This window comes from Pedobacter sp. (genome assembly GCF_965279535.1).
Classification (GTDB): domain Bacteria; phylum Bacteroidota; class Bacteroidia; order Sphingobacteriales; family Sphingobacteriaceae; genus Pedobacter.
Genome location: NZ_OZ257244.1, coordinates 4108852 through 4134473, shown reverse-complemented (window position 1 = coordinate 4134473; position 25622 = coordinate 4108852). Strand labels below are relative to the sequence as shown.

Below are 25622 nucleotides of genomic sequence, written 5' to 3'. Positions count from 1 at the left end.
GCCTTATTTTTTCCTCTTTTTCGGTGCTTTTTTATTATGTCCGTTGTCGTAAGCAAGTAAGCGCAGCGCATTAAACACTACGACCAACGTCGATCCCTCGTGGGCGATTACTGCCGGTCCGATCGAAGCGACACCCAGTATGGTCAGTGGAATAAGTGCGGCGACAACACCAAGGGAAATCCAGAGGTTCTGTTTAATGATGCCCCGGGCTTTACGGCTAAGCCCGATGGCAAAGGGAAGACTTTCCAGCTTATCGCCCATCAGGGCAATATCTGCTGTTTCCAAAGCAACATCAGATCCCGCAGCGCCCATAGCGATACCTACGGTACTTTTGGCCATGGCCGGGGCATCATTCACGCCGTCTCCCACCATCGCAACCATTTTTTCTGATTTGGCGAGTTTCTGTACTGCCTTGACTTTGTCTTCCGGCATAAGGTTGCCCCATGCCTCGGTTACACCGATCTGTTTAGCTACCGCTTCTGCAACCTGTTGGTTGTCCCCGGTTAGCATAATCATTTTTTTGATCCCCAGCTCTTCGAGTTCTTTAAGCACATGTTTTGCCTCTTCACGGGGAACATCCATAAGGGAAAGAATGCCGATGAAATCTTTATCGACCCTGACAAGCATTGAAGTATGTCCGCCCTTTTCCAGCTCTTCAACCTGTTTGAGAATATCTTCGGGTATTCCATCCTTTTCAAAAAGGGCCTTGTTTCCAATGAATACTTTTTTACCGTTGACCTCAGCCTGAACACCTCTTCCGGTAATGCCTTTCACGTTATGTGCCTCAGGAACGGATTTTTTCTTCATCTTTTCGAGTGCGCCTTTTACAATTGCTTCGGCCAGCGGGTGGTCGCTGAGTTTTTCAACTGCAACAGCAATACCCATTAGTTCCTCTTCTGACATGTCGTTCAGTGGAATCACGTTTGTGAGCTGGGGCTTGCCTTCGGTAAGTGTTCCGGTCTTGTCGAACGCGATGGCGTTGAGTTCGCCCAGATCTTCCAGTGGCCGCCCTCCCTTTATAAGGACTCCGCCACGTGCAGCCCTTGCAATACCGCTAAGTACTGCGCTTGGGGTAGAAATCGCCAAAGCGCACGGGCTGGCAGCAACCAGTACGGACATCGCGCGGTAGAAACTTTTGCTAAAAGGCTCATCGATAACCAGGAATGCAAAACATAGTGCGGTCACAAGAACCAGTACAACTGGAACGAAATACTTTTCGAACCTGTCGGTAAATAGCTGCGTTGGGGATTTTTGTTTTTCCGCCTCATTTACCATTTTGATCAGGCGTGAGATGGTAGAATCCTTGGCTTCCCTGATTACCTTAACCTCCAGAACCGATGCTCCGTTGATTGTTCCGGCAAATACACGGAACTGGGGCTTGATGGTTTTTTCGGCAGAATAGTCCTTTGATGCGTCCGGTACGGGTGATTTGTCCACTGGCACACTCTCTCCTGTTATAGGGGCCTGATTGACACTGCCCTCACCCTTTACAACCACTCCGTCTGCCGGAATCTTGCTGTTGGGCTTGATGATAATGACATCTCCAAGCTGAAGCTCTTCGATGCGCACTTCAGATTCCTTGCCATCCCGGACAACCAGGGCTGTCGGGGGAGCCAGACTGGTAAGGGCAGCTATGGATTTTCTTGCCTTGCCCATCGCATAGTGTTCCATCGCATGTCCCAGACTGAACAGGAAGAGCAATAATGCGCCTTCGGCCCAGGAGCCCAGGATCGCTGCGCCGATTGCGGCGACCAGCATCAGAAAGTCGATCTCAAAGCCACCTTTCAATATAGTTTCAACTGCTTCCTTGGCCGTAAAGAAACCGCCAAAGAAATAGGCTGTTATGTAGAGTGCAAGGCTTGCCCATTCGGGAACACCGTCTATGAAAGAAATTCCAAATCCTATCCCCAGCGCCGCGCCACAGATAAAGGCGAAGATCATTTCCGTGTTCTTCCCGAAAATCCCGCCATGTTCATGATCATGGCCTTCCTCTTCAGCATGGTCAAGATGAGCCTCTTTCTCCTTTTCAGCTTCTTTTCCCTTCCTGGATGGTTTTTCAGAAATAGGCTGTGAAGAAGTTTTGGTTTCTTCCTTTACCGGCTTCGCTTTTGTTTCTTTGGAATCTGAGCCTTCCTTCCGGACTACAGGCTTTTTGGCAGATGATTTGGTGTCGGATTTTTTCTTCTTGTTTTCCATATCGGGGTAAATTGATTTTTGTTGAATATTCAGGGCAACCGCTTTATCTGTATTCTCTGCCCGTGTGGGTTCACTTTTTTTAAAAAGATGCCTCCCTAACGAGGCACCTTTTATTCAATGTGTGTACTAAAAATTCTTTGTGGGGACTTTACTCTTCTTCGCTGTTCTTCATTTTTGACAGCAGATCATATGTACCTTTAAGTACAACCTTGCCTGTAAAATCCCGTCCCGAAGGCATAGTTACCTCTATATAACCGCCATCGGATATACCCGTTGTAACCTCTACCATTTCGAAATGATGGCCGGCCTCAGTGGCGCTTTCTTTGTTTCCCGACTCGTTTTTTGCTGGTTCCTTTGCCTTTTTTTCCGCCGAGTTCTGGACGAAAATGTATTTTTTGCCCTCAAAGTCTACAACCGCTGCAGAAGGCAAAGCCATTACCTGCACGGCACCTGTTTCGATGAAAGCCTTAAGGTAAGTACCAGGGATAAACCCGGCGCTTCCCTGGGCAATAGCATGAACGGTCACGGTCTTATCGGCATTGATCTCACCGCCTACCAGCTGTACGACAGCAGTACGCTGGGTTGAATCATTGGTGAGTGAAAAAAGCACCTTCTGTCCTTTTTTTACCTTTTGTGCATCTTTCTCGAAAACGTTGAGCTCAACGTGGAGATTCGAACTGTTTACGATTTCGAACATTGCATCATTGGGGGCCACAAATTTGCCCGTATTTACGTTAACCTTGGTTACATAGCCATTGATCGGCGAGTAGATATTTATCTGGCTACGGATATTGCCGGCGTTTAGCGAGGACGGATTGATATTGATCAGTTGAAGACGTTGCTTTAATGCATTTTCCCTTGCAAGATTTCCCAGATAAGCTGCTTTGGCCTGTTGGAGTGTTTTTTGAGCATTAACGTTTTGCTGGGCAAGGGTCTGTTGTCTTTTGTATTCAGAATCCGAAAGTTCAAGCTGGCTTTTGCTCTCCAGGTAATCCTGTTGCATCTGCACATATTCCTGATTCTGGAGTATGGCAATAACCTGACCTTTGCTCACCTTTGTCCCCTGTAAAAGCGGAGTGGATTTTACAATACCGCCCATCTGAGTGGTAATGCTCACCAGGTTCTGTGGTGGCACGTCAATAAAGCCATTTACTTTCAGCATACCGCTGAGTGCACGGAGCTCGGGACTTCCCAGCTCTATCCCTACAGACTTGAACTGTGACTGGCTGAGCTCTACTGAGTTGCTTTCCTCGGTGGCCGTGCTGTCTGCAGAGGCTTCTGTTCCAGCGCCATCTTTTTCCTTGCTGCCGCAGGAAGAAAGCACTACTGCCAGTGCCCCAATGTAAGATAATCGGCTGAGGGCTTTTAATATTTTTTTCATTTTTATATTGTTATTGACCTTTTAGGTACTGTAATGTGTATACTGATTGATTGTATTGGTTGATGGCCTCCAGATAGCTGAAGCGGATATCAGAGTAGGTACGCAGGGCCTGCAGATACTCTACATAGCCGATCTCCCCTGCCTGAAATGCAATCTGGGACTGCTTTAGGATCAGGTTGGCATTCGGCAGGGCACTGTTCTTATAATAGGCGATACTTCTGGAATTTTTCTGAAGGTCCTGGAAGGCCTGCTCATACCTTCCACGAAGATCTGTCTGGGAAAGGATAAAATCGCTTTCGGCTACCTGCTTATCTATCTTTGCGGCTTTTATCCTTGAGGAGAAAGGCTTAAAGAAAAGCGGTATGGAGATCCCGGCGGAAACTCCCTGAAAACGTTTGCCTCCATTAAAATAAAGATCCTGACCGCCAACATTCTGTGCTCCGATAATGGACTGGTTGAAATAGCCGATACTGAAATCGGGGCCGGAGCGTGAGCGCTCGAGCCTTACCGTCTTGTCGGCAATATCTATCTGCTGGGCCTGCAGCGCAAGAATTGGATTTTCTGATGTAATGGTATCAGCCTGGCTAACATTCCAGACTACCTGGCCAAAGTCCGCGTTCATGATACTGATCTGTTCCCTGGTATTGAGCAAACGCTTAAGTTCGGCGGTATAGGCAAGGATATCAGCTTCGTTCTTGCTCATCTGGTTGCGAACCTCATTATACTGAGTTTCGGCGGTAGTTTTTTCAAGCAGATTGGTCTCTCCTGCCTGGTACCTCAATGAGGCGGCCTTCAGAAAGTTACTGTAAACACTGTCCTGGCTTTTGTAAAGCTTTTGAAGGGCAATGAAATAGCCCAACTGGGCGTAAACGCTTTTCACCTGATAGGAAAGTTCTCTTTGTGTTACCTGAAGGCCGATTTCGGCTCCCCTGATCTGCGCATCATACAAGTTGCGCTGACTTTTGAACAGCCCCGGATAGGGTATGTTCTGAGAGGCCGAAAAGTTATTGTCGCGTTTGATGGTATTCATCTGTCCGTACTGCACCTCAAAGCTGGTCTTTCCAAGATCTGTTGAGGATCCCCTTAGCGCCTGTTGCCTGCCAATCTGCAGGGTTGAGGATTTCAAAGCCTGGTTATTACTCAATGCTGTGCTCAAAGCCTGCTCAAGGCTCATACCCTTGGTGGGAACCGTCTGCGCCTGCGCCTGTCCCGATAAAATGAAAAGTCCAAAAAACACCGCTAGGGTAACTACAGTTGTTGGAAGGGCAGTTTTTTTGCTTTTCCAACCTTCAAAATAAGTATATAGCACTGGAAGTACGATTAAGGTTAATATGGTGGAAGTAATCAGTCCCCCGATTACTACGGTTGCTAACGGTTTCTGCACCTCAGCGCCTGCTGCACTGGATATTGCCATTGGAAGGAACCCAAGAGAGGCTACAGTTGCGGTCATCAGTACAGGTCTCAGACGGATAGCAGTTCCCTTGAGGACAATGTCCCTTATACTATATTTATCCATTTTTTTCAATCTGTTGAATTCGGTAATCAGTACGATTCCGTTGAGCACGGCTACCCCGAATAATGCAATAAATCCAACACCGGCGGAAATGCTGAAAGGCATTCCCCTCAGGATTAATGCAAATATTCCCCCGATTGCGGCCATCGGAATAGCAGAAAAAATCAGTATCGACTGTTTTACAGATCCAAATGAGAAATACAGTAATAGCAATATCAGTAAAAGTGCAACCGGAACGGCAATAGAAAGCCTTTGTGTCGCCTCTTTTAAGTTTTCGAACTGCCCTCCATAGGTAATGTAATATCCTGCGGGCATTTTGATCTGTTCGTTTATTTTCTGCTCAATCTCTGTTACCACACTCTGGATATCACGGCCACGGACATTCAGCCCCACTATGATGCGCCGTTTGGTATCCTCACGTTGAATCTGGTTAGGGCCGATCTTAAACTCTATGTCAGCAAGTTGGTCAAGGGGAACCTGATTGCCGTTCGGGGCAGTCACATAGACATTTTTAACATCATCAATACCCTGGCGGTTCTGTTGGGAAAGGCGAACAATGATATCGTAACGCTGCTCTCCCTCGTATACCAGCCCCGCAGACTGTCCTGCAAAAGCAGTATTGAGTGCCTGGTTAACCGTTCCTATGCTCAATCCATATTGTGCAATCCTATCACGGTTGATCTTTACCACTATCTGCGGCAGACCGGTTGCCTGTTCCAGATAGAGATCTTTTGCGCCCTCTACACCCGAAACAATTTTCCCGATCTTTTGGGATATACTGGTGAGGGATTCGAGGTCATCTCCGAAAACTTTGATCCCAATATCCTGTCTAACTCCCGAGATAAGTTCATTTGAGCGTAATTGGATTGGTTGTGAAAAACCGAAGCTCACGCCGGGAACTTCTTCAAGTGCCTTACTCATCATCTCTGCCAGTTCTTCCCTGTCATGGGTAGTGGTCCAGTCTTTTTTATCTTTGAGTATTATGGTCAGATCACATGCTTCCATTGGCATGGGATCGGTAGGAATCTCGGCAGCACCAACCTTACCAATTACTTCTTTCACCTCTGGAAATTTTTCTACAAGGATTTTTGAAGCCTGATTTACTTTATCAATAGTCTGGGAAAGGGAACTGCCGGTAAGTAGCCTGGTTTCTACCGCAAAATCACCTTCCTCCAACGTGGGAATGAATTCTCCCCCCATCCGGGTAAAGATAAAAATACTGATGACCAGAAGAACAACCGATGATGCCACAACAATTATTCTTTTATTGAGTGCAGCCTTGATCATTGGAGTGTAACGGCGCTGAAAAAAATCCATCATCCGATCTGAAAAATTCTTTTTGTGGGCAACTTTTTTGCTTAAGAACAGCGAGGAAACCATAGGAACATAGGTAAGGGACAAAATAAAGGCTCCCAATATGGCAAAGGAAACGGTTTGTGCCATAGGACCGAACATCTTGCCTTCAATACCTACAAGGGCAAGGATGGGAAGATAAACGATCAGAATAATGATCTGTCCAAATGCCGCAGCGCTCATCATCCGCACGGCAGATTTTTCAACCTGCTCATCCATTTCGGCCTGTGTATAAGCGCGGCCAAGCTTATTCCCAGAGAGGATGTGCATTGTGGCTTCCACAATAATTACGGCCCCATCGACGATAAGTCCGAAATCTATCGCGCCAAGACTCATCAGGTTTCCCGATACGCCAAAAAGGTTCATCAGGGAAATCGCAAATAGCATGGCAAGCGGAATCACTGAGGCAACAACCAGCCCGGCCCTAAAATTTCCAAGAAAAAGAACCAGGACAAAAATAACAATCAGGGCGCCCTCGATGAGGTTTTTGGCTACTGTGCCCATGGCACGATCAACAAGCGCACTTCTATCTAAGAACGGCTCAATGGTTACCCCCTTCGGTAGAGTTTTACTGATTCTGTCTATCTTAGCCTTCACCTGTTTTACCACGTTATTGGCATTTGCGCCTTTCAGCATCATTACTATACCGCCAACAGCCTCACCTTCACCATCCTTTGTTGCACGGGTAAGTGCGCCATAACGGATGGAACTACCGATCTGTACGGTGGCGATATCGTGGATAAGCACCGGGATTCCGTTCGCATTGTTTTTGACAACGATCTTATTGATGTCATCAAGATTGCCGACCAGGCCTTCGCTCCTAATAAAATAGGCATTTGGCTTTTTGTCTATATAGGCGCCCCCCGTGTTCTGGTTGTTCTGTTCAAGGGCTGCGAAAACATCGCTGATGCTCAGGTTAAGGCTCCGCAGCTTATCGGGATCAAGCGCAATCTCATACTGTTTCAAAAGGCCACCGAAACTGTTGACCTCTGCAATGCCCGGCGTACCAAGGAGCTGTCTCCTTACAATCCAGTCCTGGATGGTGCGCAGCTCGCGCGCGTTGAATTTCTTTTCGAATCCAGGCTTTGCATGGATCACGTATTGGTATATCTCCCCAAGACCTGTTGATATGGGTGATATTTCTGGATTACCAAGTCCTGATGGGATGTTATTCTTGGCCTCGGCAAGCTTTTCGTTTACCTGTTGCCGGGCCCAGTAGATGTCAACATCATCATGGAATACGATAGTTACAACCGAAAGTCCGAACCTTGAAATGGAGCGTACCTGCTCTATTTCAGGTATGGTGGACATGGTCTGTTCTACGGGATAGGAAATAAGCCTTTCTACCTCCTGGGTAGCAAGGGATGGGCTAAGGGTTATGACCTGAACCTGATTATTGGTGATATCAGGAACGGCATCAATGGGAAGTTGTCTCAGGGAATATACGCCCCATGCGATCAGCCCCAAAGTGAACAGGGCTATTACAAGCTTATTCGCTATTGAAAACTGAATAATTTTTTTCAGCATTATTTGTTTAATTAAGTAAAAAATAAAAAAACCAGATCAATGCACAGCGTAGCCTCGTATGGATTATACGGGCAAAAACATAGCATCGAAATGAAGATCGATTTTTAACTTAATTTAGGCGGCTGCCAAACAGATAATGGTAAAGAGATAACCTCACCCATGTAAGCTTCATTATATTCTGAGCTTATTGGTTTTGAGATTACCACAAGAGGTGTTGAAGAAATAACTTCAGAAGTGGTATTACAGCAGGAACAAACGCAGAACGGTGAACAGAAATCACTGCGTTCTTTTTCTGTAGAATGGGTTGTTATGCTTTTTTCAGTTAATGGTCCACCATGCAACTTACCCATAGCCAATACGTCAGCGCATGGAATGCAGCTGAGTATTACGATAATGAAGCAGAGAAACAAACTGGATATTTTCACTTTCAAAATTTTACCAAATATATAAATTTATTTAGGAACATTTTTTTTTAGTCCTGGTTTGAAAAAATTTAATACTTTTTTATTAAAATAATCATAGCCTATAGGTTTTCACCCATCATTCAAAAGTTCCACCACTTGAACAACCAAACGGAAACCTTCTTTGCCCAAATCAAAAAACTTCATATAATCTGGGTAAAAAGGGAAGGAAGTTTTCATTTATTGATGAGATAAGTCCAGAGGTAAGCCTGAATCTTCCACTAACAGACCTTATCGGCCAGCATAGACTCTTCTGATGGGAAATGTCTTTTAACCGCACCGAAAGCTTCAATTATTCAGCCAGCCAGGGATTTTTTGGCCATCAAATCCCTGGCCCGGCTAAAATGTGAATCCACTACCCAGAAAAGTCGATTACTACAGGTTTAAAGTTTGAATTTTATCCCTCCGTTTACTACAAACCCATCTACAGGCGCATAGATGTCCCTGAAAACAGGGCTAGTAATGCTACCTGTATAGATCGAATCAAAGCTGGTCTGCCTGGTGTCCGTTAAATTCTCAAAATTCACAAAAATTGAAAACCGTTCCCAAAGCTTTTCTGCCATCAGACCAGCTGTCCAATAGCTTTTACCAGTGGCACCATCGTTTAACTTCTGTTTGCTGAAATAGTATGCTTCGGCACCGATCTTCCATTTATCTTCAAGCTCATACATCAATACATTATTTACCCTGTGCTTTGAAACCAGCGGATAATTTGTGCTGGTGCCTCCTGTATGCTGGTTCACATCCGCTAATGTATAACCGATGAAAAGTTTAAAATCACCGTAGGTTACTTTGGCATTTGTTTCCATTCCCCTGGTATCTAAATTACCTTTAGGCTGAACATAGGTCAGGTTGGCTCCATTAGCAGCAGTCAGCAATATCGGGTTATTGATACGGGTATAAAAAAACATCTGATTGATGCTGAATCCAACCGCTCCGTCAAACAATGAGGTGCGATAGTTAACATCATAGTTGGCGCCATAAGAGCGTTCCGCCTTTGTATTGGCCACATCTAAAGGCGCTACATTTCTGAACTGGATCCGCTCAGCATCTTCGGTAAATACAGTTGGTGCCTTATAACCCAGACCACCGCCTAATCGGGTAGAAAAATGTTCATTGATCTTCCACAATCCGGAAATTCTTGGTAAGAAGAAAAATCCGTATTCATTGTGGTAATCTCCCCTTACTCCTGATTCAAGACTAATTTTTTTAGATATGTTCCAGGTGTTCTGTGCAAATGCCCCAATGGTATTATAATTGTAACTTCTGAGTGCATTGTCACTGTTCTGGTCTTCCTTAAAATTGTCGGTCAAAAAGTTCACCCCCAACACCCAGTCTGCTTTTTCTCCGTTACGGCTATAATTGGCCTCACTGTAGGTTGACACTTGAACGCCTGAAAAAAGGTAATTTGGCAACCCAATACTCCGGTCGTAATAGCTCACCGAATTGCGGATAACAAGCTTTTCCTTTTCGCTCAGTCTATGATCCAACTCAACCTGAGAGCTGTAACGCCCGGTTTTATTCTCCTCAAAATAAGAATGGGCAGCACTGCCATTTCCCTTCACATATTCCAGGTCGCCGCCAATCCGTTTTTCAGTTGTGGCGTTGATTCCGGCCAAAAGCGTAGTCGCATCATTGAAATAAAAATATAGTTTGGGGTTCAGGGTGAAACGGTCAAACTTGGGGATAGCGGTTAAGCCAATATCAGAAGGATCATAGGCAGTCCCTTTGTTGTATGCACCATAAACCGTGATACCTATTTTATCAAATTTCTGTCCATAAAAACCACTGGCATCCAGTCCCAAAGCAGAAGTACCGTTTAAAAGGAAATTAAGCTGACGCGCTTCAGTCGGTTTTTTAGAAACCAGGTTCACCAGTCCAGCAATTGCTCCACCTCCGTAAAGGGTGGACGATGAACCTTTGATCACCTCTACCTGCTGCAAATCCAATGGGGCAATCTGAAGCAGGCCCAATCCACCCGAGAAACCAGAGTATAATGGAAAACCGTCCCTAATGATCTGGGTATATTTTCCGTCCAGTCCCTGTATGCGGATACTGGAATTTCCGCTGGTCGCAGAAGTCTGCTGGGTCTGGATGCCTGTGCTTTCTGCCAGCATCATGCGGATGTCGCCAGGTTTCATATTACCTTTTTCGTCCAGTTCTTCCCCGGCGATGACCTCAACCCGTGTAGGAATATTATCAATGGTACGGCTGCTCCTTGTAGCTGAGATCACTACATCCTCTAGTTCCTGGTCTTCTTCAGCTGCAGTAAGTAAAATAGTCAAAACGTTAGTTTCAGCAAGGGGAAAGGTCAGCGTATCAGTTTTGGTCTGATAGCCTACATAACTAAACTGAATGATCTGTTTACCTGAGGGTATACCATTAATACTTGCATTACCTGCACTATCTGATTTAGCGCCAATGGTCGTTCCAAGAACTTTTAACGTAGCTCCTGGAAGTACTTGGTTTGTCTTTGCGTCTTTGATGACGGCTTTATATCTATTTTGGGCAAAGGCGGTAACTGTAAACAACAGTATAGCCAAAACCACAATCGTTCTTTTCATAATGATCTTTAAATAATGATTTCGATAAATATGTCCGGTTAGGACGAGGGAAAAATAAACTACGAAAGTTTGGGCGGCTGCCAGATAGAAATTGAAATGGCCTGTAGCTGAAGTGGGATGTAAGCCGTATTATGCTGTACAGGTAAAAGCTGGGCCGCAAAAACGATCGTTGTCCGTGTAGTGATGGTAAAGCCGATACAGGTACCACAGACATAAAACGGTGAACAGCCTTTGCAACAATTATCGTTATGTTCACTGCAAGCATGTTTTTCCGCTTTATCGGTTTTCAGTACATGGCTATCTTCTCGCGCTAAAGCGCAGCATGGTACCGCGGTTAGCGTATATACGATGAGAGATAAAACCAGGGCAATGAATTTCACGGTGTAAAAGTATAAAATTTACTAATACTCTGTGTTGTTGTTATGTGATATAATAGATTGCAAGATCTGTAAATGAAGAATAAGAGCCTGGCACCCTCAAATTTGACTGTCCAATTGATTGGGGTTATTTCGCAAGCTTCAAGGCATCAGCAAACTCACCGGACAGGGGGACTGTTTATGATAGCTGTGGGGGATGCTTCCACGTCGTGCTCGACACGCTTGAATTCAATTTCAATACTATTTGCATCGGTTGTAGAACAGCCTGCATTTAAGTGAACATAAGGTAACAACCCCTTGGGTCACCGTCGTTAGGCTTTCCGAGGGATCCCAGGTTGATCACATGTTTGAACTTTCAATATGGGGTTTCCAAATTCTGTGATACGGCTTGTGGAAGTGCACCACAAAAAGCAGATCTGCATCAGCTTCTTTAAGCATTTCCAAAACATAGTCTGCATCTGTGTCTATCAGTATGTATTCATCTATACTACTGGTACTGCCGTGCGCGAAAACAAGATTTAGTTTTTCACCGCTCAGTTTATATTCTAACCTGATATGCGCCGGAAGCGTTTTCAAATATCCCCTGTTATCCTCACGCAACGGCCATCGGTAACAGCATCTGCCTTTTTCCTCTACTAAAAAAATATCAGTCGATTTTGGCATTTCTCAATCTCAGGGAATTCAAAATAACGGAAACCGAGCTAAAACTCATCGCGAGTGCAGCTATCATGGGAGAAAGTAAAACTCCAAAAAACGGATATAAAATACCAGCCGCTATCGGAATCCCCAATACATTGTATCCCAGGGCAAAAAACAGGTTTCCTTTGATATTGCCCATTACTTTATGGCTCAACAACCTTGCTTTTGCGATCCCGTTTAAATCCCCCTTCACCAATGTAATCGAGGCACTCTGGATAGCAACGTCTGTTCCCGTGCCCATGGCAATCCCGATATCAGCCTGGGAAAGTGCAGGGGCATCATTGATGCCGTCACCTGCCATGGCTACCTTTTTGCCTTCGGCCTGTAGTTTTTTTATTTCATTCAGCTTATCTTCAGGCAACATCTGAGCTTTGAACCCATCCAGATTTAAAGTTGCGCTTACTGCCCTCGCTGTATCCTCATTGTCTCCGGTAAACATGATTACCTTGATGCCTTCCTGCTGGAGCTTTAGAATAGCAGCTGTGCTGGAATGCTTGATCTTATCCGAAATCACAACAAACCCCACTGCTTTATTTCCAACGGCCAAATAAGAAACCGTCTTGCCCTGCCTTTGAGCGGCACTAACCTGCTCGGACAGACTAGGATCAATCGCCGCTTTAACATGCTCCATCAGTTTTTGGTTCCCCAAAGCCAGTCTTTCCCCATTCAGACTGCCTGTTACGCCCTTCCCGGTAACGGCCTCAAAGTCGGATATAGCCTTAACGGATATTTCGTTTTCCTCCCCATAACGCAAAGTTGCCTGTGCCAATGGATGTTCGCTGCTGCTGTTCAAAGCCACAATTTTCTCCAGGATCTGTTTTTCGGTAAAGCCCTTATCTACGCTAACCACACTTTCAACCGAGGGCTTTCCCTCTGTAACCGTACCAGTTTTATCGATGACCACTACATCAATAGCATTCATTTTCTCAAGAGATTCCGCATTTTTGATCAGTATACCAGACTGAGCGCCCTTCCCTACTCCCACCATTACCGACATTGGGGTAGCCAGGCCTAGCGCACATGGGCATGCAATAATCAATACCGCGATTGCATTTACAAAAGCATAAACATAGGCCGGATCGGGGCCGTATACTGCCCATACCACGAACGTTACAATAGAAATCAATACCACAACAGGCACGAAATAACCTGAAATTTTATCGGCCATCTTTTGGATGGGCGCTTTTGAGCGGCTGGCGGAATTGACCATTTCGATGATCTGGGAAAGCAGTGTTTCTGAGCCTACCTTTTCGGCAAGCATGACAAAGGTCTTTTTACCATTGATGGTTCCTGAACTGATTTTATCCCCTATCTTTTTCTCAACAGGAAGGGGTTCTCCTGTGATCATGGATTCATCAATTACAGCTTCCCCGTTCTTAATACTACCATCCACCGGAATTTTTTCACCAGGCTTTACCCTCAGCAGATCTCCTTTCTGAATATCATCAATAGATACTGATATTTCCTTATCCCCGACCACTTTTGTTGCTGAATTAGGTGCCAGCTTCAACAGCTCCTTAATGGCGCTGTTGGTTTTGCCATGCGCCCGGGCTTCCAAAAGCTGACCGAGCAGTACCAGCGTAAGAATCACGGTTGCCGCCTCAAAATAAACGAAAACGGTGCCGTGATGTGTTTTAAACTGATCAGGAAAAACTCCGGGGAATAGAAGGGCGACAATACTGAAGCCCCAGGATACCCCGGCACCAATCCCAATCAGTGTAAACATGTTCAGTTTCCAGGTAATGATGGATTGCCATGCACGCTGAAAGAACATCCAGGTTGCATAAAAGACCACCGGAATAGAAAGAAAAAACTGAACCCAGTTCCAGTATTTAAGTTCCATTAGATCAAACAAAGGATTGCTGGGAATCATTTCCGTCATGGCAATAACAAAAATGGGTATGGTAAAACCTGCTGCAATCTTGAACTTTTTGAGCAGGGTTTCATAAGTTTTATCTTCTTCTTCAAGGTTTGTCCCTGTAGGTACCAGGTCCATTCCGCAGAGCGGACATGATCCTGGTTTGTCCCTGATAATCTCGGGATGCATGGGGCAGGTAAATTGAGATGCCTGTTTCTTGGCAGGCTGTTTTACCAGGTCCATCCCGCATACAGGGCAATGACTTGGCTTATCATAAGTCTTCTGACCTTGACAGTGCATAGGACAATAAAACAGGCCTCCCGCTTCATTTTTATCATCATTTTCAACCTTGGGACTTTGCTCATGGGTTGAATGATCATGATTAGGATGTTCTGAAGATTTTAGAACATGTTTTCCCTGAACTGCCATTTCAATACCGTAATGTCCGGCGGCAGAAAGAGCCTCCTGCAGCTTTTCCGTCGGGATATGTTCTTGCATAGTTATGACGGCTTCAGCAGGTTCAAGGGTCACCTGTGCAGAAACGCCATCAATCGCATTCAGCACATTTTCGACTTTGCTCCGGCAGCCCTGACAGCTCATTCCGGTTATTTTATAGGTGTGTTCCATGTTTTTGATTTGTTAATAGCTTAATGTCAATCCGGCGCCATAGCCCATATCACTGTCATAATGTGTTGAAAGCCCAAAATACTTAGTAACGATGTACCTGAATCCGGCCATATATTCCTTATCGGTATTGACCATAAACTGGAAGCGCAGTCTTTTGGAAACGGGGATATCTTCCCTCATCAGCTGAAACCTGACATTCCCCTTGTGATCGAGGGAAGCATCTGCAACGATCAGCAGTGGTAGGGTATATTGAACTCCCAAATGAAATACCTGCCTGAAATTTTTGGTATTTCCCTGCCCGAAAAGGTTGTTTCCCGGCGAAAGTGATTGCCCGAAAACATTCTTGTCCAAGGGATCAACCGTTCTTTTTCTAAAATCCCATCCGATATAGGGCAATAGCCATTGGTTTCTCCCGATATATCTTCCAAAATGACTTTCACTTTCATAGCCCATTTCCTTGTCAAACCCAATCCGCCATTCAGTGGTAAAGCGGTAACGGGTATTGGCGAGCATAATCTCTCCGTCGCTGCCATTGGTTTCGATTCCGATGCGTGCCATTGGATGAAATGCCCTGTCATCACTGAAAAGTTTTCGCTGTGCCAGCTTGGGGTCCGGGATTTCGGGATTAGGCGGAGAATTCTCATAACTGAATACCCTTCCCATACCGCTCATCATGTGATAGAGAATATGGCAGTGGAAGAACCAGTCGCCTCCTGGCTCTGTTGCTGCAAATTCAAGGGTATCCCGCTCCATGGGCATGATGTCGATAATGTTCTTCATCGGGGCATATTCTCCCTGCCGGTTAATTACCCTGAAGTCATGGCCATGAAGGTGCATAGGATGGCGCATCATACTGTTGTTGTAAAGGATTATCCTAACATTTTCGCCCTTTTTTATCAGTATCTTATCGCTTTCAGAAACGGTTTTGTTATCCAGCGTCCAGACGTAACGGTTCATATTTCCTGTAAGGTCAAACTTAAGTTCCTTCCATGGGCCTTTTGGCAGGGTTGTTTTCTTTGGATCTCGAAGCATATTATAGTTCAGAGTAACGATATCGGCGGTTTCTGCCTCCATATTCATCCCTGCCATGCTCTTGTCACCAGACATCTGCATACCAGGCATCCCCTTCATTTTTTTCTCTGTTTTTGAATTTTCTTCACCGGTTACCTCCGGGTACATCACCGTATTCATATCCATGATCTGGTTCTGCATCTTCATGCCTTCCATCTGTACCATATTGCCGCTCATATCCATCATATCGTTCATCATTTTCATTCCGGCAAAATACTTCAGTTTGGGCATTTTCTCTGCATGGACCTTTTCTCCCTTGCCCAGCCATAGTGATGCTGATCCCGTACGGTCTTCAGGAGTGACCAAAAATTCATAGCTCTTATTTTCCGGAATCGTGACCACTACATCATAGGTTTCGGAAACCGCTATAATCAGCCTGTCGACCTCTACAGGCTCCACATCATTTCCATCGGTAGCGACAACGGTAATCTTGCCCCCTGCATATTTAAGCCAGAAATAATCTGAGGCTCCACCGTTTGCAATACGCAGCCTTACCTTGTCCCCAGCCTTGAACTGCGGCTGTTCGTTCTGATTTTTCCCATTGATGAGAAAGGCTTCATAATAAACATCGCTCACATCCATGGCATTCATGCGCTTCCATTCATTGGCTACCTTTGTTTTAAAATGTCCGGTCCTGATCGCTTCTGCATAACTCTGGGTAGTCCCTTTTTTGATGGCAAACCAGTCGTTGGCATTTTTCAGGCTTCTATGAACCTCCTCGGGCTTCATATCTGTCCATTCGCTAATGACTACTGGAAGGGTTGGAATATCCCACTCCGTACGTTTGTTCATGATAAATGCCCCATACATACCTATCTGTTCCTGAAGGCCGCTGTGGCTGTGGTACCAGTGCGTTCCATGTTGGACGATGGGAAACTTATAGATGTAGGTAGTGTGCGGTTTGATCGGCATTTGGGTCAGAAAAGGAACACCATCCATCTTGTTCGGAAGAAAAAGTCCGTGCCAGTGCAGCGCGGTTTCCTCGTCGAGATTATTGTGCACGTAGATCAGGGCGGTATCGCCCTGCGTAAAGGTCAGTGTGGGCATGGGGATCTGACCGTTTACCGCAATTGCCCGCTTTGATTTTCTCCCATAATTTACCGTTGTATCGGCTATGTAAAGATCATAACGCACGGTACGTGGTGGAAATTTATTCGCAACGGTCTTAATCGGGCCCAAATTGGCCTTTGCAGTTTTGATATTTTCCATGTCAGAACTGTTATCATCCATTGCCATGCCCGCCATATCCCCCATATCCTCACTCTTTTTGGAACTTTCCTTTGTTCCCCCATTCTGTTCAGGCGCTGACCTGGGCTTTTCCCTGATTAGCTTCATCCCGCATTTGGGACAGTTGCCAGGTTTGGAGTCATGGATCTCAGGGTGCATTGGGCAGGTATAGGTTACTGATTCCTCTTTTGGCTTACTTTCCAATTTTTCTGCCAGCATTTTCATGCCTTCCATAGCTCCCTTTTTTGTACCTTGCTTCTTTTTGCCCGGATCAGCTGTCTTTGCCTTATCCACTTTACCTTTCTGCAGGATAAGCTTCATTCCGCACTTTGGACAGTTACCGGGTTTTTCCGATTGTATTTCCGGGTGCATCACACAGGTATAGATTACCCTGGACTGACCAGCACTGCCGTTCTTGTCCGTTTTCATTCCCTTCATATCCTGGGCGGAAACCACAGAATAAATTATCAATAAAAAGACTGTTAATATATTTTTCATTTCTTTGTTAATTTAAAGAGCAGTGAGATTCTTTCTGTTCAAACTATCCCTTGAATTCTGTACCCACTTTATGAGTATCGACTTTTCCCTTGGATCTAATATTGCATTTCTGTGGATCAGGCTATAAGAGGAAAGCGGCATTGTACCATCTTTTAAGCTATTTTCTATGGCCCGCAGTTTGTTCTGACGCCTCCGCAAGGTATAGCCGGCAAATTCATTAAAGTTCAGCTCCTCTTTTCCCGATCGTATGTGACTGTTAAGGTACCAGTGAAGCGGCTGAACATAGGCATACCATGGATATTCCGTGTTGTTGCTGTGACAGTCATAACATGATTTTTTAAGTATCCCCTGCACATCATCAGGCATAGGAACAAGTGTGGATATATCCTGAGGCATAGCCTGCGCGCTTTTATTGCGTGCAGGCTGTAAGATCTGCATAAGCATGAAGATAACTAATAGCCCAAGAAAGGTTTTTTTTATGCCCGTCATTTTTGTGCTATTTCAGTTCTTCTTTGACAGTGCCACAGGTGGGCATCGTTTTTCCAAGGTAAGGGTTTTTGATCTCCTTTATCTCACTCACCCAGATTGCACCCTTGTTATTGTTGTACATGGGACAACGGTCCACATACAGGGGCTTGTCAGTGCCAAGGAGCTTGATCATATCGTACATGTCTTTGCTCAGCATATCGAAATGCTCACGTTGATGGGCAATATTGCCTGCATTGGAACCGATATGCTCTGCGTGCTCTTTGGCATCATCCCGAATATCGCTATATGCCCTGGCCTGCTCCGAAGTCAATGATTTTTCATCAAAACTGGCGAACGCTGCGACCATTTCACTGCCTGCGGCGGCAGCTTGTTTATCATCGTCCGTGGTCAGGGCATTTTTCAGTTTCAGATAGCCGGATAAAAGCGCAGCCGTTTGGGATTTTTTTACATTATTGGTTTCCCTAGAAACATTTTTGGTCGTGGAATCCGCAACAGCGGAATCTTGCTTTTCATTTTTGCCATTTGTACAGGCGGCAAGGAAAAATAGTGGGCCCAGAAGGCTATATATTAATGTTTTCATTGTTTTTGATATATCTTGAATAAATTATTTCGAGCTGTATGTAGAATATATGCATACAGCTATATTGAACGGACCAAAACATCACAATGCTAAATGTCCGCTCAATAACAATATGAATTATTTGATAGTCTCCTTTACTGCACCACAGGTCAGCATCTGCTTACCGAAATAAGGGTTTTTGATACCAGCGTTATCAGAAAGCCAATAGCTCTTTTTCAATGGACAATAGGTATAATAAACAGGCGCTTTGGTGAGTTTAACGGCTTTTGCCAGTTTAAAAAGATTGGCAGAAAAAGTTGCGAAATATTCTCTCTGATGGGCAATATCCTTACTCTCCGATATGTGCTTGGCATCAAAGGCAAGCTTATCCTGTAAACCTATAAATATATTCATATCGGCTTCTGGCATTGACTTCATGTCCATGCTGCCCAGCGCTCTGGAAAACTCAGTGGCTTTTGAGGCGGCGACTGTCGCATCTGCATTTATCAATGCATTTTTGATATCGTAATAAGAAGTTAAAAGTGACTGTGTCTGGCTATTTTGCGCAAGGACGCGGCCAGTGAAAACGATTGCCAATAGGGCAACCAGAAAAAATATTTTTTTCATGATTTTAAGATTAAATGTTTACACTCTTTCCGCAGGAGTTTTGGCCGCGCGAAAGCCAGGCACCATGTCAATGTAACACGGGCTCTATTGGTAATTCTTGGTGAAATCTTATATCTGAAAGCTATTGATGGAAATCCGGATGTCCCTGTTGGGTGGCCGCTCCCGCTGTCCGGCGTAAACGCTCTTTTTGAGAGCCAGTTTGACAGAAGGAATTAAAAAGTTGTAATTATAATCTGGAAGCAATAGAACAGGTAGGATAACCTGGTTTTTAACGCTTTGGGGAACAAGCTTCCCCTGAACCACAAGGTCGTTGACCAGAGTCTTGCAACAGGGATCTTCTTTTGAAAGATTCGGTCCATTTGAAGCACTGTGTTTATGCACATGTGCACCTTTATGCTGATGATCATGTTTGTGATTATTCTTTTTAGAGGAAACATGTACATCACTTTCTCCATGATTATCTCTTTCCATTCCAACTGCACAGGCAAGGCCAACAACAGTGTTGAGCAGAAAAATCACTAAAAGAAAGATGGCTTTGGTTTTCATCAGACTACAAATCTATATAAAGATGCAAAATTAAATTTATATAATTTCCCATATCTTTTATATAATTATATTAGAAAATCACCTCAAATTTCTGACATTGAACTTGTTTCAATATTTTTCGGCCCCTCGAAAAGTAATTTCGTTTCGCAGACTCCGACCTGTCAAATGCTGGATTTGCTTTTCACCAAGGTCCAGACAGTATTAGCGCAATCAAGCTACATACTATGCCAAATTTTACTTACCATGGGTATTTATCCATAAGATATGACGCACCAAATCATAACCTTACCCTCCATTTTTGAATATCGATTCACTCTCCAAGAGGTAGGCTCTACTGGTGACCACTATTTCACCTAGTGAAATGCCAGACAATACCTGCACATAGCCCCCGTTCCCTGCTCCGGTATTGACCTTTCTTCCAGAAAAACTTCCATCACGATTTTTGATCCATACCTTATTGCCTTTACCTCCTGCTAGTATTGAAGATGTGGGCACAGCAACAGCATTCTGTTTTCCATTACCAATGGAAATGTATGCCAACATCCCCGGCCTGATCAGCCCCTGCGTATTTGGAACTGCGATCCGGATGAGCACAACCTTAGATTCATCTGATAGTTCAGGATTTACAAATTCCACCTTGCCTTTAACAACCTGTCCGTTCAGATCTGGAAAAGAGACATTCACCATGTCATTTTCCTTATAGTTTCCGCTTTCGCCGGCATATAACTGCGCCTCTATCCATAGATTGGCTAACCCTTGCGTTTTTAATATAGCCATCCCTTCAGTTACGTAATCACCCTCGTGGATGGCTATGTCGCTTACCGTTCCGTTAACCTTGCTGTATATGGTAACAGTGGCCGAAGTTTTGGACAAAGAAGAAAGATTTATGATCTGGGCGGAGTTCAGGCCCCATAACAATAACTTGTGCTCTACTGTCTTGATCATGGCCTCATAATCGACGTCAGGATTATTTAATACCTTCTGCTGCTGCCTGGCCAAAAGGTATTCTTTTTCGGCTGATAACAGGTCTTCGCTATAAATGGAATACACTGCCTGACCTATTGTTATTTTTTCTCCAACGGACCTAACAAATAAACGCTGTATGCGTCCGGCCACTCTTGCACTGATCTCTTCCGCCTTACTTTCGTCCGTGGCAACTGTTCCGGTCAGAAGTTTTTCGCCCCCTGTATTTTCTTCCCTTACCGTATCAACTGTTATGCCTGCCAACTGAATCTGGCTTGCTGTCAATGTTATTTTTTCCGTGGCAGAATTTCCTGATCCAGTAAGTTCGACCTTGATCAGTTTCATGCCACAGATCGGACAGTTGCCGGGATGGTCTTCATGTATCTGTGGATGCATGGAACAGGTATAGTAAAATTTGCTTTTTGCTTTTGCCGCCGGCTCTGCTTTTTGTTTGCAGCTGTTAAATATACTTACTGAAAGCACAATAATCAGTAAGGCACAGATCCTTTTCAGGTTAATTCTTTTTATGTTATTCATGACCCTTTGTTTTGATGAAACTCTCACTGTCTGTTAAATACCCTGCATCTACTGCCAGGGTATCGGTTGCGGAAAGGCCTCTTGTTATCTGTATTTCGTTCCCTTTGAAAGTCCCAATATTTACACTATGTGCATAGTATAAGCTGCCTTTTTTTAGCCAGATTATTTTTGTCTGCCCAAGATCCTGCAGAGCAGACCTCGGTATCCAAAGCCCTTTGGATTTTCCCGTCTCTATTGAGGCATTGATTAGACTGTTTACCTTCAGCTGATGTTCCATATTGTCCAGATAAACCCTTGCGCTAACCGTTTTGTCACCTTGCTGAAGGGTAGGTTCAATAAAATCTACTTTCCCATATAACGTTTTACCTGGCAGATCCGGCAGGGTAATCTTAACCGGTTGATTTAACTCTAAGCTGGCCAGTGAATTTCTGTCGATCTTGATAATGGCCTGGAACAGGGCAGCCCAGGTGATCAGCTCAGGCATAATCTGGTAAGGGTGCCTTAAAATATGAACCGGCCTATGGTCCGACAGAGAAAGCCTGCGTTTTTTAAGGTAGACGGTAAAAAGAAGAATTGCGCAAAGCAGCAACCCTCCCGGTAAGCTTCCCCTTGGAGAGAGGATGATTTGTCCGGGTTCAGCAGCAAAAGCAGCATAGTTCCCTGCAGCATAAACCAGTTTATACCCGATAAGAAAACCTAAAAATCCATTGGTTATCCATTCCCATAACAAAATCTCCTTCTTAGGCTGTATAATAATCTCAACAGGTGCTATATGTCCTGCAGCCTCCTTTCTTTTAAGCTCAGCAGAAAACAGCAGGTAACCAGAAATAAATGCCAGGGCCACAAAGAAACCGAAAGTCTGAACGGGAAGCGGAATATATATTCCAAATAGGTATTCAATAAGATGGGTCAGGGTTGGGAACATAGGCAGAAACTGAAAAACCGCAACGTAAAAAAATATATTAGCCGCCATCAGGAAATTGCCCCAAGTAGTCCATAAAGTGGGGACCCTTTAAAAAGCAGATCCCCACTGATCCTATTTGGATAACAATAAGTCTTAAGCCAGCAAGCGTTTGAGCCACTTTAATTCAATATATAAAATTAAATGCCCAAAGACTAGTAAGCCACGCCTCAGAAGCTAATTATGACCTCATTGTTACGATTCATAGTTATGGTGGTACCTTTAAAAAGTCGCACTGATCGGGCTATTTCTTTCCGGGTCGATCAAAAAACATAAAGATTAACAAGGGATAAAAAATAAAAAACAATATGTGATTTTTGTCAGCTTTATCCCTGGACGAAGTGTTAGGTTTACTTTGGAAAAAACGCGCTGCATGTTTTAATTAGGGAACCATAGAGAGTTTCTTTGTAAATTTATTATACCCTTTATTCTATATCCAAAAAATGTATTCCAATATTTTAAAGAATTTTGGCGCAGGCCTGCAGTATAGTTATCTTTAAAATCCAAAACAGCTAAAATGAAAGATATGACCATTGCGGAATACATCGAAAGACTTTTTCCCCAGTTTGAACCTGCCCTTAAGACCATCCTTATCGAGAATGCGACGCTTAGGGATTTTCAGGGAGGTGATATGCTCATGCAAACTGGGCAGAATATGCGCTCCACGGTGCTTATCGTAGAAGGCATGGTAAAGCTCTACAGGGAGGGAGAAGATGGACAGGAATTCTTTATGTATTATCTCCAGCCAGGAAATGCGTGTGCACTTTCCATGATATGCGCAACCAAACAGGAAACCAGTCAGGTAATGGCAAAGGCCATTGAACAGACCAAGGTACTCATGATTCCGATTGCCCTGATGGATAAGCTGATGCGGGATTACAGAACATGGTATTACTTTGTCATTGAAACATACCGTATGCGCTTTGAAGAACTCCTCTTTGTCATCGATAATATCGCCTTTAAGGCAATGGATGAGCGGCTGGCCTTTTACCTGAAAAAGCAAGCTGGAGATTTAAACACAAAAGAACTGCACCTTACCCACAGTGAAATTGCATCTGATTTGAACACCTCCCGGGAAGTAATTTCAAGGCTGCTTAAGAAAATGGAGCAGGCAGGAGAAATTAAGATGTACCGTAATTACATCGAATATTTAGCCTAAGCCCATAAAAAGAATAAAGTTATTTTTACTGCGAAAGGCATCACTTCTTGAAAATATAATGAGTGTGACAAAAGTCACCAACATTGGTAGATGATAACTCGATTTTTGTTAAAAAATAACAGAAATGGAAATCATTGCATACGTTGCATCTGCCTTAATTGGAATTTCGCTTGGATTGATCGGCGGTGGCGGTTCTATCCTCACCATGCCGGTACTGGTTTACCTATTTGGGGTTAATCCGCTATTGGCTACTTCTTATTCATTGTTCATCGTTGGCTCTACAAGTTTAGCAGGTACAGTCGGGAATTTTAAGCGTGGGCTGGTGAATATTAAAACAGCTTTGCTGTTTGGTAGTGCATCCATCTCAACTGTATTCTTAACCCGCAAATTCATTATCCCCCTTATACCCAAGATAATAATAAAAATCGGCGATTTTGAGTTAACAGAAAACATGCTCATGATGGTACTCTTTGCAGTTTTGATGGTAGCGGCTGCAACAGCGATGATTAAAGGTGCAAGAGCAGAAAGCAGCACCCGAATAGAAAAACCCCCACTTCACATCGGTAAACTGTTTTTATACGGCATTGCCATCGGCCTCGCTACTGGTTTTTTGGGTGCTGGTGGTGGCTTTCTACTTATTCCTACACTTGTTATTTTAGTGGGCTTACCCATGAAAGAGGCCGTAGGTACTTCACTTTTCATCATAGCGCTTAATTCGCTCATCGGTTTCACCGGCGATCTTGGACATTTCCATATCGACTGGATCTTTCTCGCCAAAATTACTACCGTTGCCATTGCCGGTATCGTGGTAGGTGGAATGATAAACAAAAAAATAGATGGAGGAAAACTGAAGAAAGGTTTCGGGTGGTTTGTACTGGTTATGGGTTGCTACATCATTCTAAAAGAGGTAATATTTAAGTAACCTTCAGAAACAAACTCCTTGTGTGACAAAAGTCACCAACGACCATATCGTTAAGGATTAATTTTGACATACTAATTTAATCATCATGATTATAGAACAAATTTACACCGGATGTCTGGCACAAGGTGCCTATTATATAGAAAGCAACGGAGAGGCGGCCATTATCGATCCGCTTCGAGAGGTTAGTCCGTATATGGAACGTGCACGGAAGAACAACGCAAAAATAAAATACGTGCTCGAAACACATTTCCATGCCGATTTTGTATCCGGACACATTGATCTGGCTAAAGAAAGCGGCGCAGAAATCGTTTACGGGCCGAATGCAAAACCCGACTTTGATTTTTACGGTGCGAAAGACGGAGAAGTGTTGCGACTTGGTGGGGCAAAGATTAAAGTGTTGCACACCCCAGGACATACCATGGAAAGCACCTGTTTCCTGGTTAGCGATGAGCAAGGAAAGGAAATAGCACTGTTCTCCGGCGATACGCTTTTTATAGGCGATGTGGGAAGACCCGATCTGGCACAGAAACCGGTCAGTGAGCTTACAAGTGAGATGCTAGCAGGTTATCTCTTTGATTCTTTACGCAATAAGATCATGCCTTTAAGCGATGATATTATGGTTTATCCTGCACATGGTGCGGGTAGCGCATGCGGAAAAAATATGAGCAAAGAGACCACCGATCTTTTGGGAAATCAAAAGAAGACCAATTATGCGCTAAGGGCAGGCATGTCCAAAGACGAATTCATTAAAGAGGTTACTGATGGTCTTTTACCGCCTCCTGCATATTTTCCTGAAAACGTCATGATGAACATCCATGGATATGATAGTTTTAACAAAGTGATAGAACGAGGCATGCAAGCCCTTAACCCCGATGCTTTTGAGCGGGTTGCAAATGAAACAGGAGCGGTAATTCTCGACACAAGAGCTCCAGAGGATTTTATAAAAGGCTTTCTCCCAAACTCGGTAAATATTGGCATCGATGGAAATTTCGCCCCCTGGGTAGGAACTTTAATCCCGGACATTAAACATCCTATTTTACTTATTACAGATGAGGGTAGAATTGAAGAAGTGCTCACCCGTTTATCAAGAGTAGGATTTGATGGTGCAGTAGGTTACCTAGATGGCGGCGTCGTTGCCTGGAAAAAAGCTGGTCAGGAAACCGACGAGATAAAATCGGTTTGTGTAGCCCGGCTGGCCGAAATCGGCAAAAAAGCGGAGGTAAATATTCTGGACGTCAGAAAAACAAAGGAATACTTAAGCGAGCATGTCGAGGGTGCTGTCAACCTTCCACTGGATTATATCAACGAAAACCTCGGCACCGTCGATAAAACCAAGACCTACTTTGTTCACTGTGCAGGTGGTTACCGTTCTGTTATTTTCAATTCCATCATGCGCTCACGCGGGTACCACAACCTCATCGATGTGGCTGGTGGTTTTAAGGCCATACAGGAAAACGGATGTATTCCGACTACAGCATTTGTATGTCCAAGTACCTTAATATAAAAG

General features: G+C 44.3%; 17 protein-coding genes. 3 read left to right on the top strand and 14 right to left on the bottom strand.

The window, feature by feature from the left end:
- Positions 1–3: 3 nt before the first annotated feature.
- From ACQY77_RS16965 to ACQY77_RS16900, 14 genes are all read right to left on the bottom strand, one after another.
- A complete protein-coding gene (locus ACQY77_RS16965; protein ID WP_056095221.1) occupies positions 4–2196 on the bottom strand; it encodes a heavy metal translocating P-type ATPase in 2193 nt (730 codons plus the stop codon).
- A gap of 148 nt (positions 2197–2344) precedes the next feature.
- Entirely contained in the window at positions 2345–3577 is a 1233-nt protein-coding gene (locus tag ACQY77_RS16960; protein ID WP_056095224.1) for an efflux RND transporter periplasmic adaptor subunit, read from the bottom strand.
- A gap of 10 nt (positions 3578–3587) precedes the next feature.
- The gene (locus ACQY77_RS16955) at positions 3588–7970 is read right to left on the bottom strand and encodes a CusA/CzcA family heavy metal efflux RND transporter (RefSeq protein ID WP_109932806.1); all 4383 of its coding nucleotides are present in this window, start codon (positions 7968–7970) and stop codon (positions 3588–3590) included.
- A gap of 104 nt (positions 7971–8074) precedes the next feature.
- Positions 8075–8395 (bottom strand): DUF6660 family protein, encoded by a 321-nt coding sequence (locus ACQY77_RS16950; RefSeq protein WP_146202963.1) that lies wholly within the window; start codon positions 8393–8395, stop codon positions 8075–8077.
- A 419-nt stretch (positions 8396–8814) separates the two neighbouring features.
- Complete coding sequence (locus ACQY77_RS16945; RefSeq protein WP_056095233.1) at positions 8815–10995, bottom strand: TonB-dependent receptor; 2181 nt, start codon at positions 10993–10995, stop codon at positions 8815–8817.
- Positions 10996–11711: 716 nt separating this feature from the next.
- Complete coding sequence (locus tag ACQY77_RS16940; RefSeq protein WP_056095240.1) at positions 11712–12035, bottom strand: hypothetical protein; 324 nt, start codon at positions 12033–12035, stop codon at positions 11712–11714.
- Positions 12019–14556, bottom strand: coding sequence for a heavy metal translocating P-type ATPase (locus tag ACQY77_RS16935; RefSeq protein ID WP_090985884.1), 2538 nt, complete (start codon positions 14554–14556; stop codon positions 12019–12021). The genes ACQY77_RS16940 and ACQY77_RS16935 overlap by 17 nt, the downstream gene beginning before the upstream one ends.
- 12 nt (positions 14557–14568) lie before the next feature.
- Positions 14569–17352 (bottom strand): multicopper oxidase domain-containing protein, encoded by a 2784-nt coding sequence (locus tag ACQY77_RS16930; protein ID WP_082489585.1) that lies wholly within the window; start codon positions 17350–17352, stop codon positions 14569–14571.
- A gap of 12 nt (positions 17353–17364) precedes the next feature.
- The gene (locus ACQY77_RS16925) at positions 17365–17841 is read right to left on the bottom strand and encodes a heme-binding domain-containing protein (protein ID WP_056095245.1); all 477 of its coding nucleotides are present in this window, start codon (positions 17839–17841) and stop codon (positions 17365–17367) included.
- A gap of 7 nt (positions 17842–17848) precedes the next feature.
- Entirely contained in the window at positions 17849–18421 is a 573-nt protein-coding gene (locus ACQY77_RS16920; RefSeq protein WP_056095249.1) for a DUF3347 domain-containing protein, read from the bottom strand.
- Between the two features lie 117 nt (positions 18422–18538).
- Positions 18539–19027 carry a DUF3347 domain-containing protein gene (locus ACQY77_RS16915; protein WP_056095252.1) on the bottom strand — a complete coding sequence of 163 codons (489 nt, stop codon included), beginning with the start codon at positions 19025–19027 and terminating at the stop codon, positions 18539–18541.
- Positions 19028–19135: 108 nt separating this feature from the next.
- Positions 19136–19573, bottom strand: a complete 438-nt coding sequence (locus ACQY77_RS16910; RefSeq protein WP_056095255.1) for a hypothetical protein — start codon at positions 19571–19573, stop codon at positions 19136–19138.
- Between the two features lie 285 nt (positions 19574–19858).
- Positions 19859–21073 carry an efflux RND transporter periplasmic adaptor subunit gene (locus tag ACQY77_RS16905; RefSeq protein ID WP_056095258.1) on the bottom strand — a complete coding sequence of 405 codons (1215 nt, stop codon included), beginning with the start codon at positions 21071–21073 and terminating at the stop codon, positions 19859–19861.
- Complete coding sequence (locus tag ACQY77_RS16900) at positions 21066–21998, bottom strand: efflux RND transporter periplasmic adaptor subunit (RefSeq protein ID WP_159435276.1); 933 nt, start codon at positions 21996–21998, stop codon at positions 21066–21068. Before ACQY77_RS16900 ends, ACQY77_RS16905 begins: the two co-directional genes overlap by 8 nt.
- A gap of 553 nt (positions 21999–22551) precedes the next feature.
- On the opposite strand from ACQY77_RS16900, the gene ACQY77_RS16895 reads away from it, so the two are divergent.
- The 3 genes from ACQY77_RS16895 (at position 22552) to ACQY77_RS16885 (ending at position 25619) form a co-directional block, all read left to right on the top strand.
- The gene (locus ACQY77_RS16895; protein WP_090985886.1) at positions 22552–23193 is read left to right on the top strand and encodes a Crp/Fnr family transcriptional regulator; all 642 of its coding nucleotides are present in this window, start codon (positions 22552–22554) and stop codon (positions 23191–23193) included.
- Positions 23194–23317: 124 nt separating this feature from the next.
- Complete coding sequence (locus tag ACQY77_RS16890; protein WP_056095265.1) at positions 23318–24115, top strand: sulfite exporter TauE/SafE family protein; 798 nt, start codon at positions 23318–23320, stop codon at positions 24113–24115.
- An 85-nt stretch (positions 24116–24200) separates the two neighbouring features.
- Positions 24201–25619, top strand: a complete 1419-nt coding sequence (locus ACQY77_RS16885; protein WP_056095268.1) for an MBL fold metallo-hydrolase — start codon at positions 24201–24203, stop codon at positions 25617–25619.
- The last annotated feature ends 3 nt before the right edge of the window (positions 25620–25622 follow it).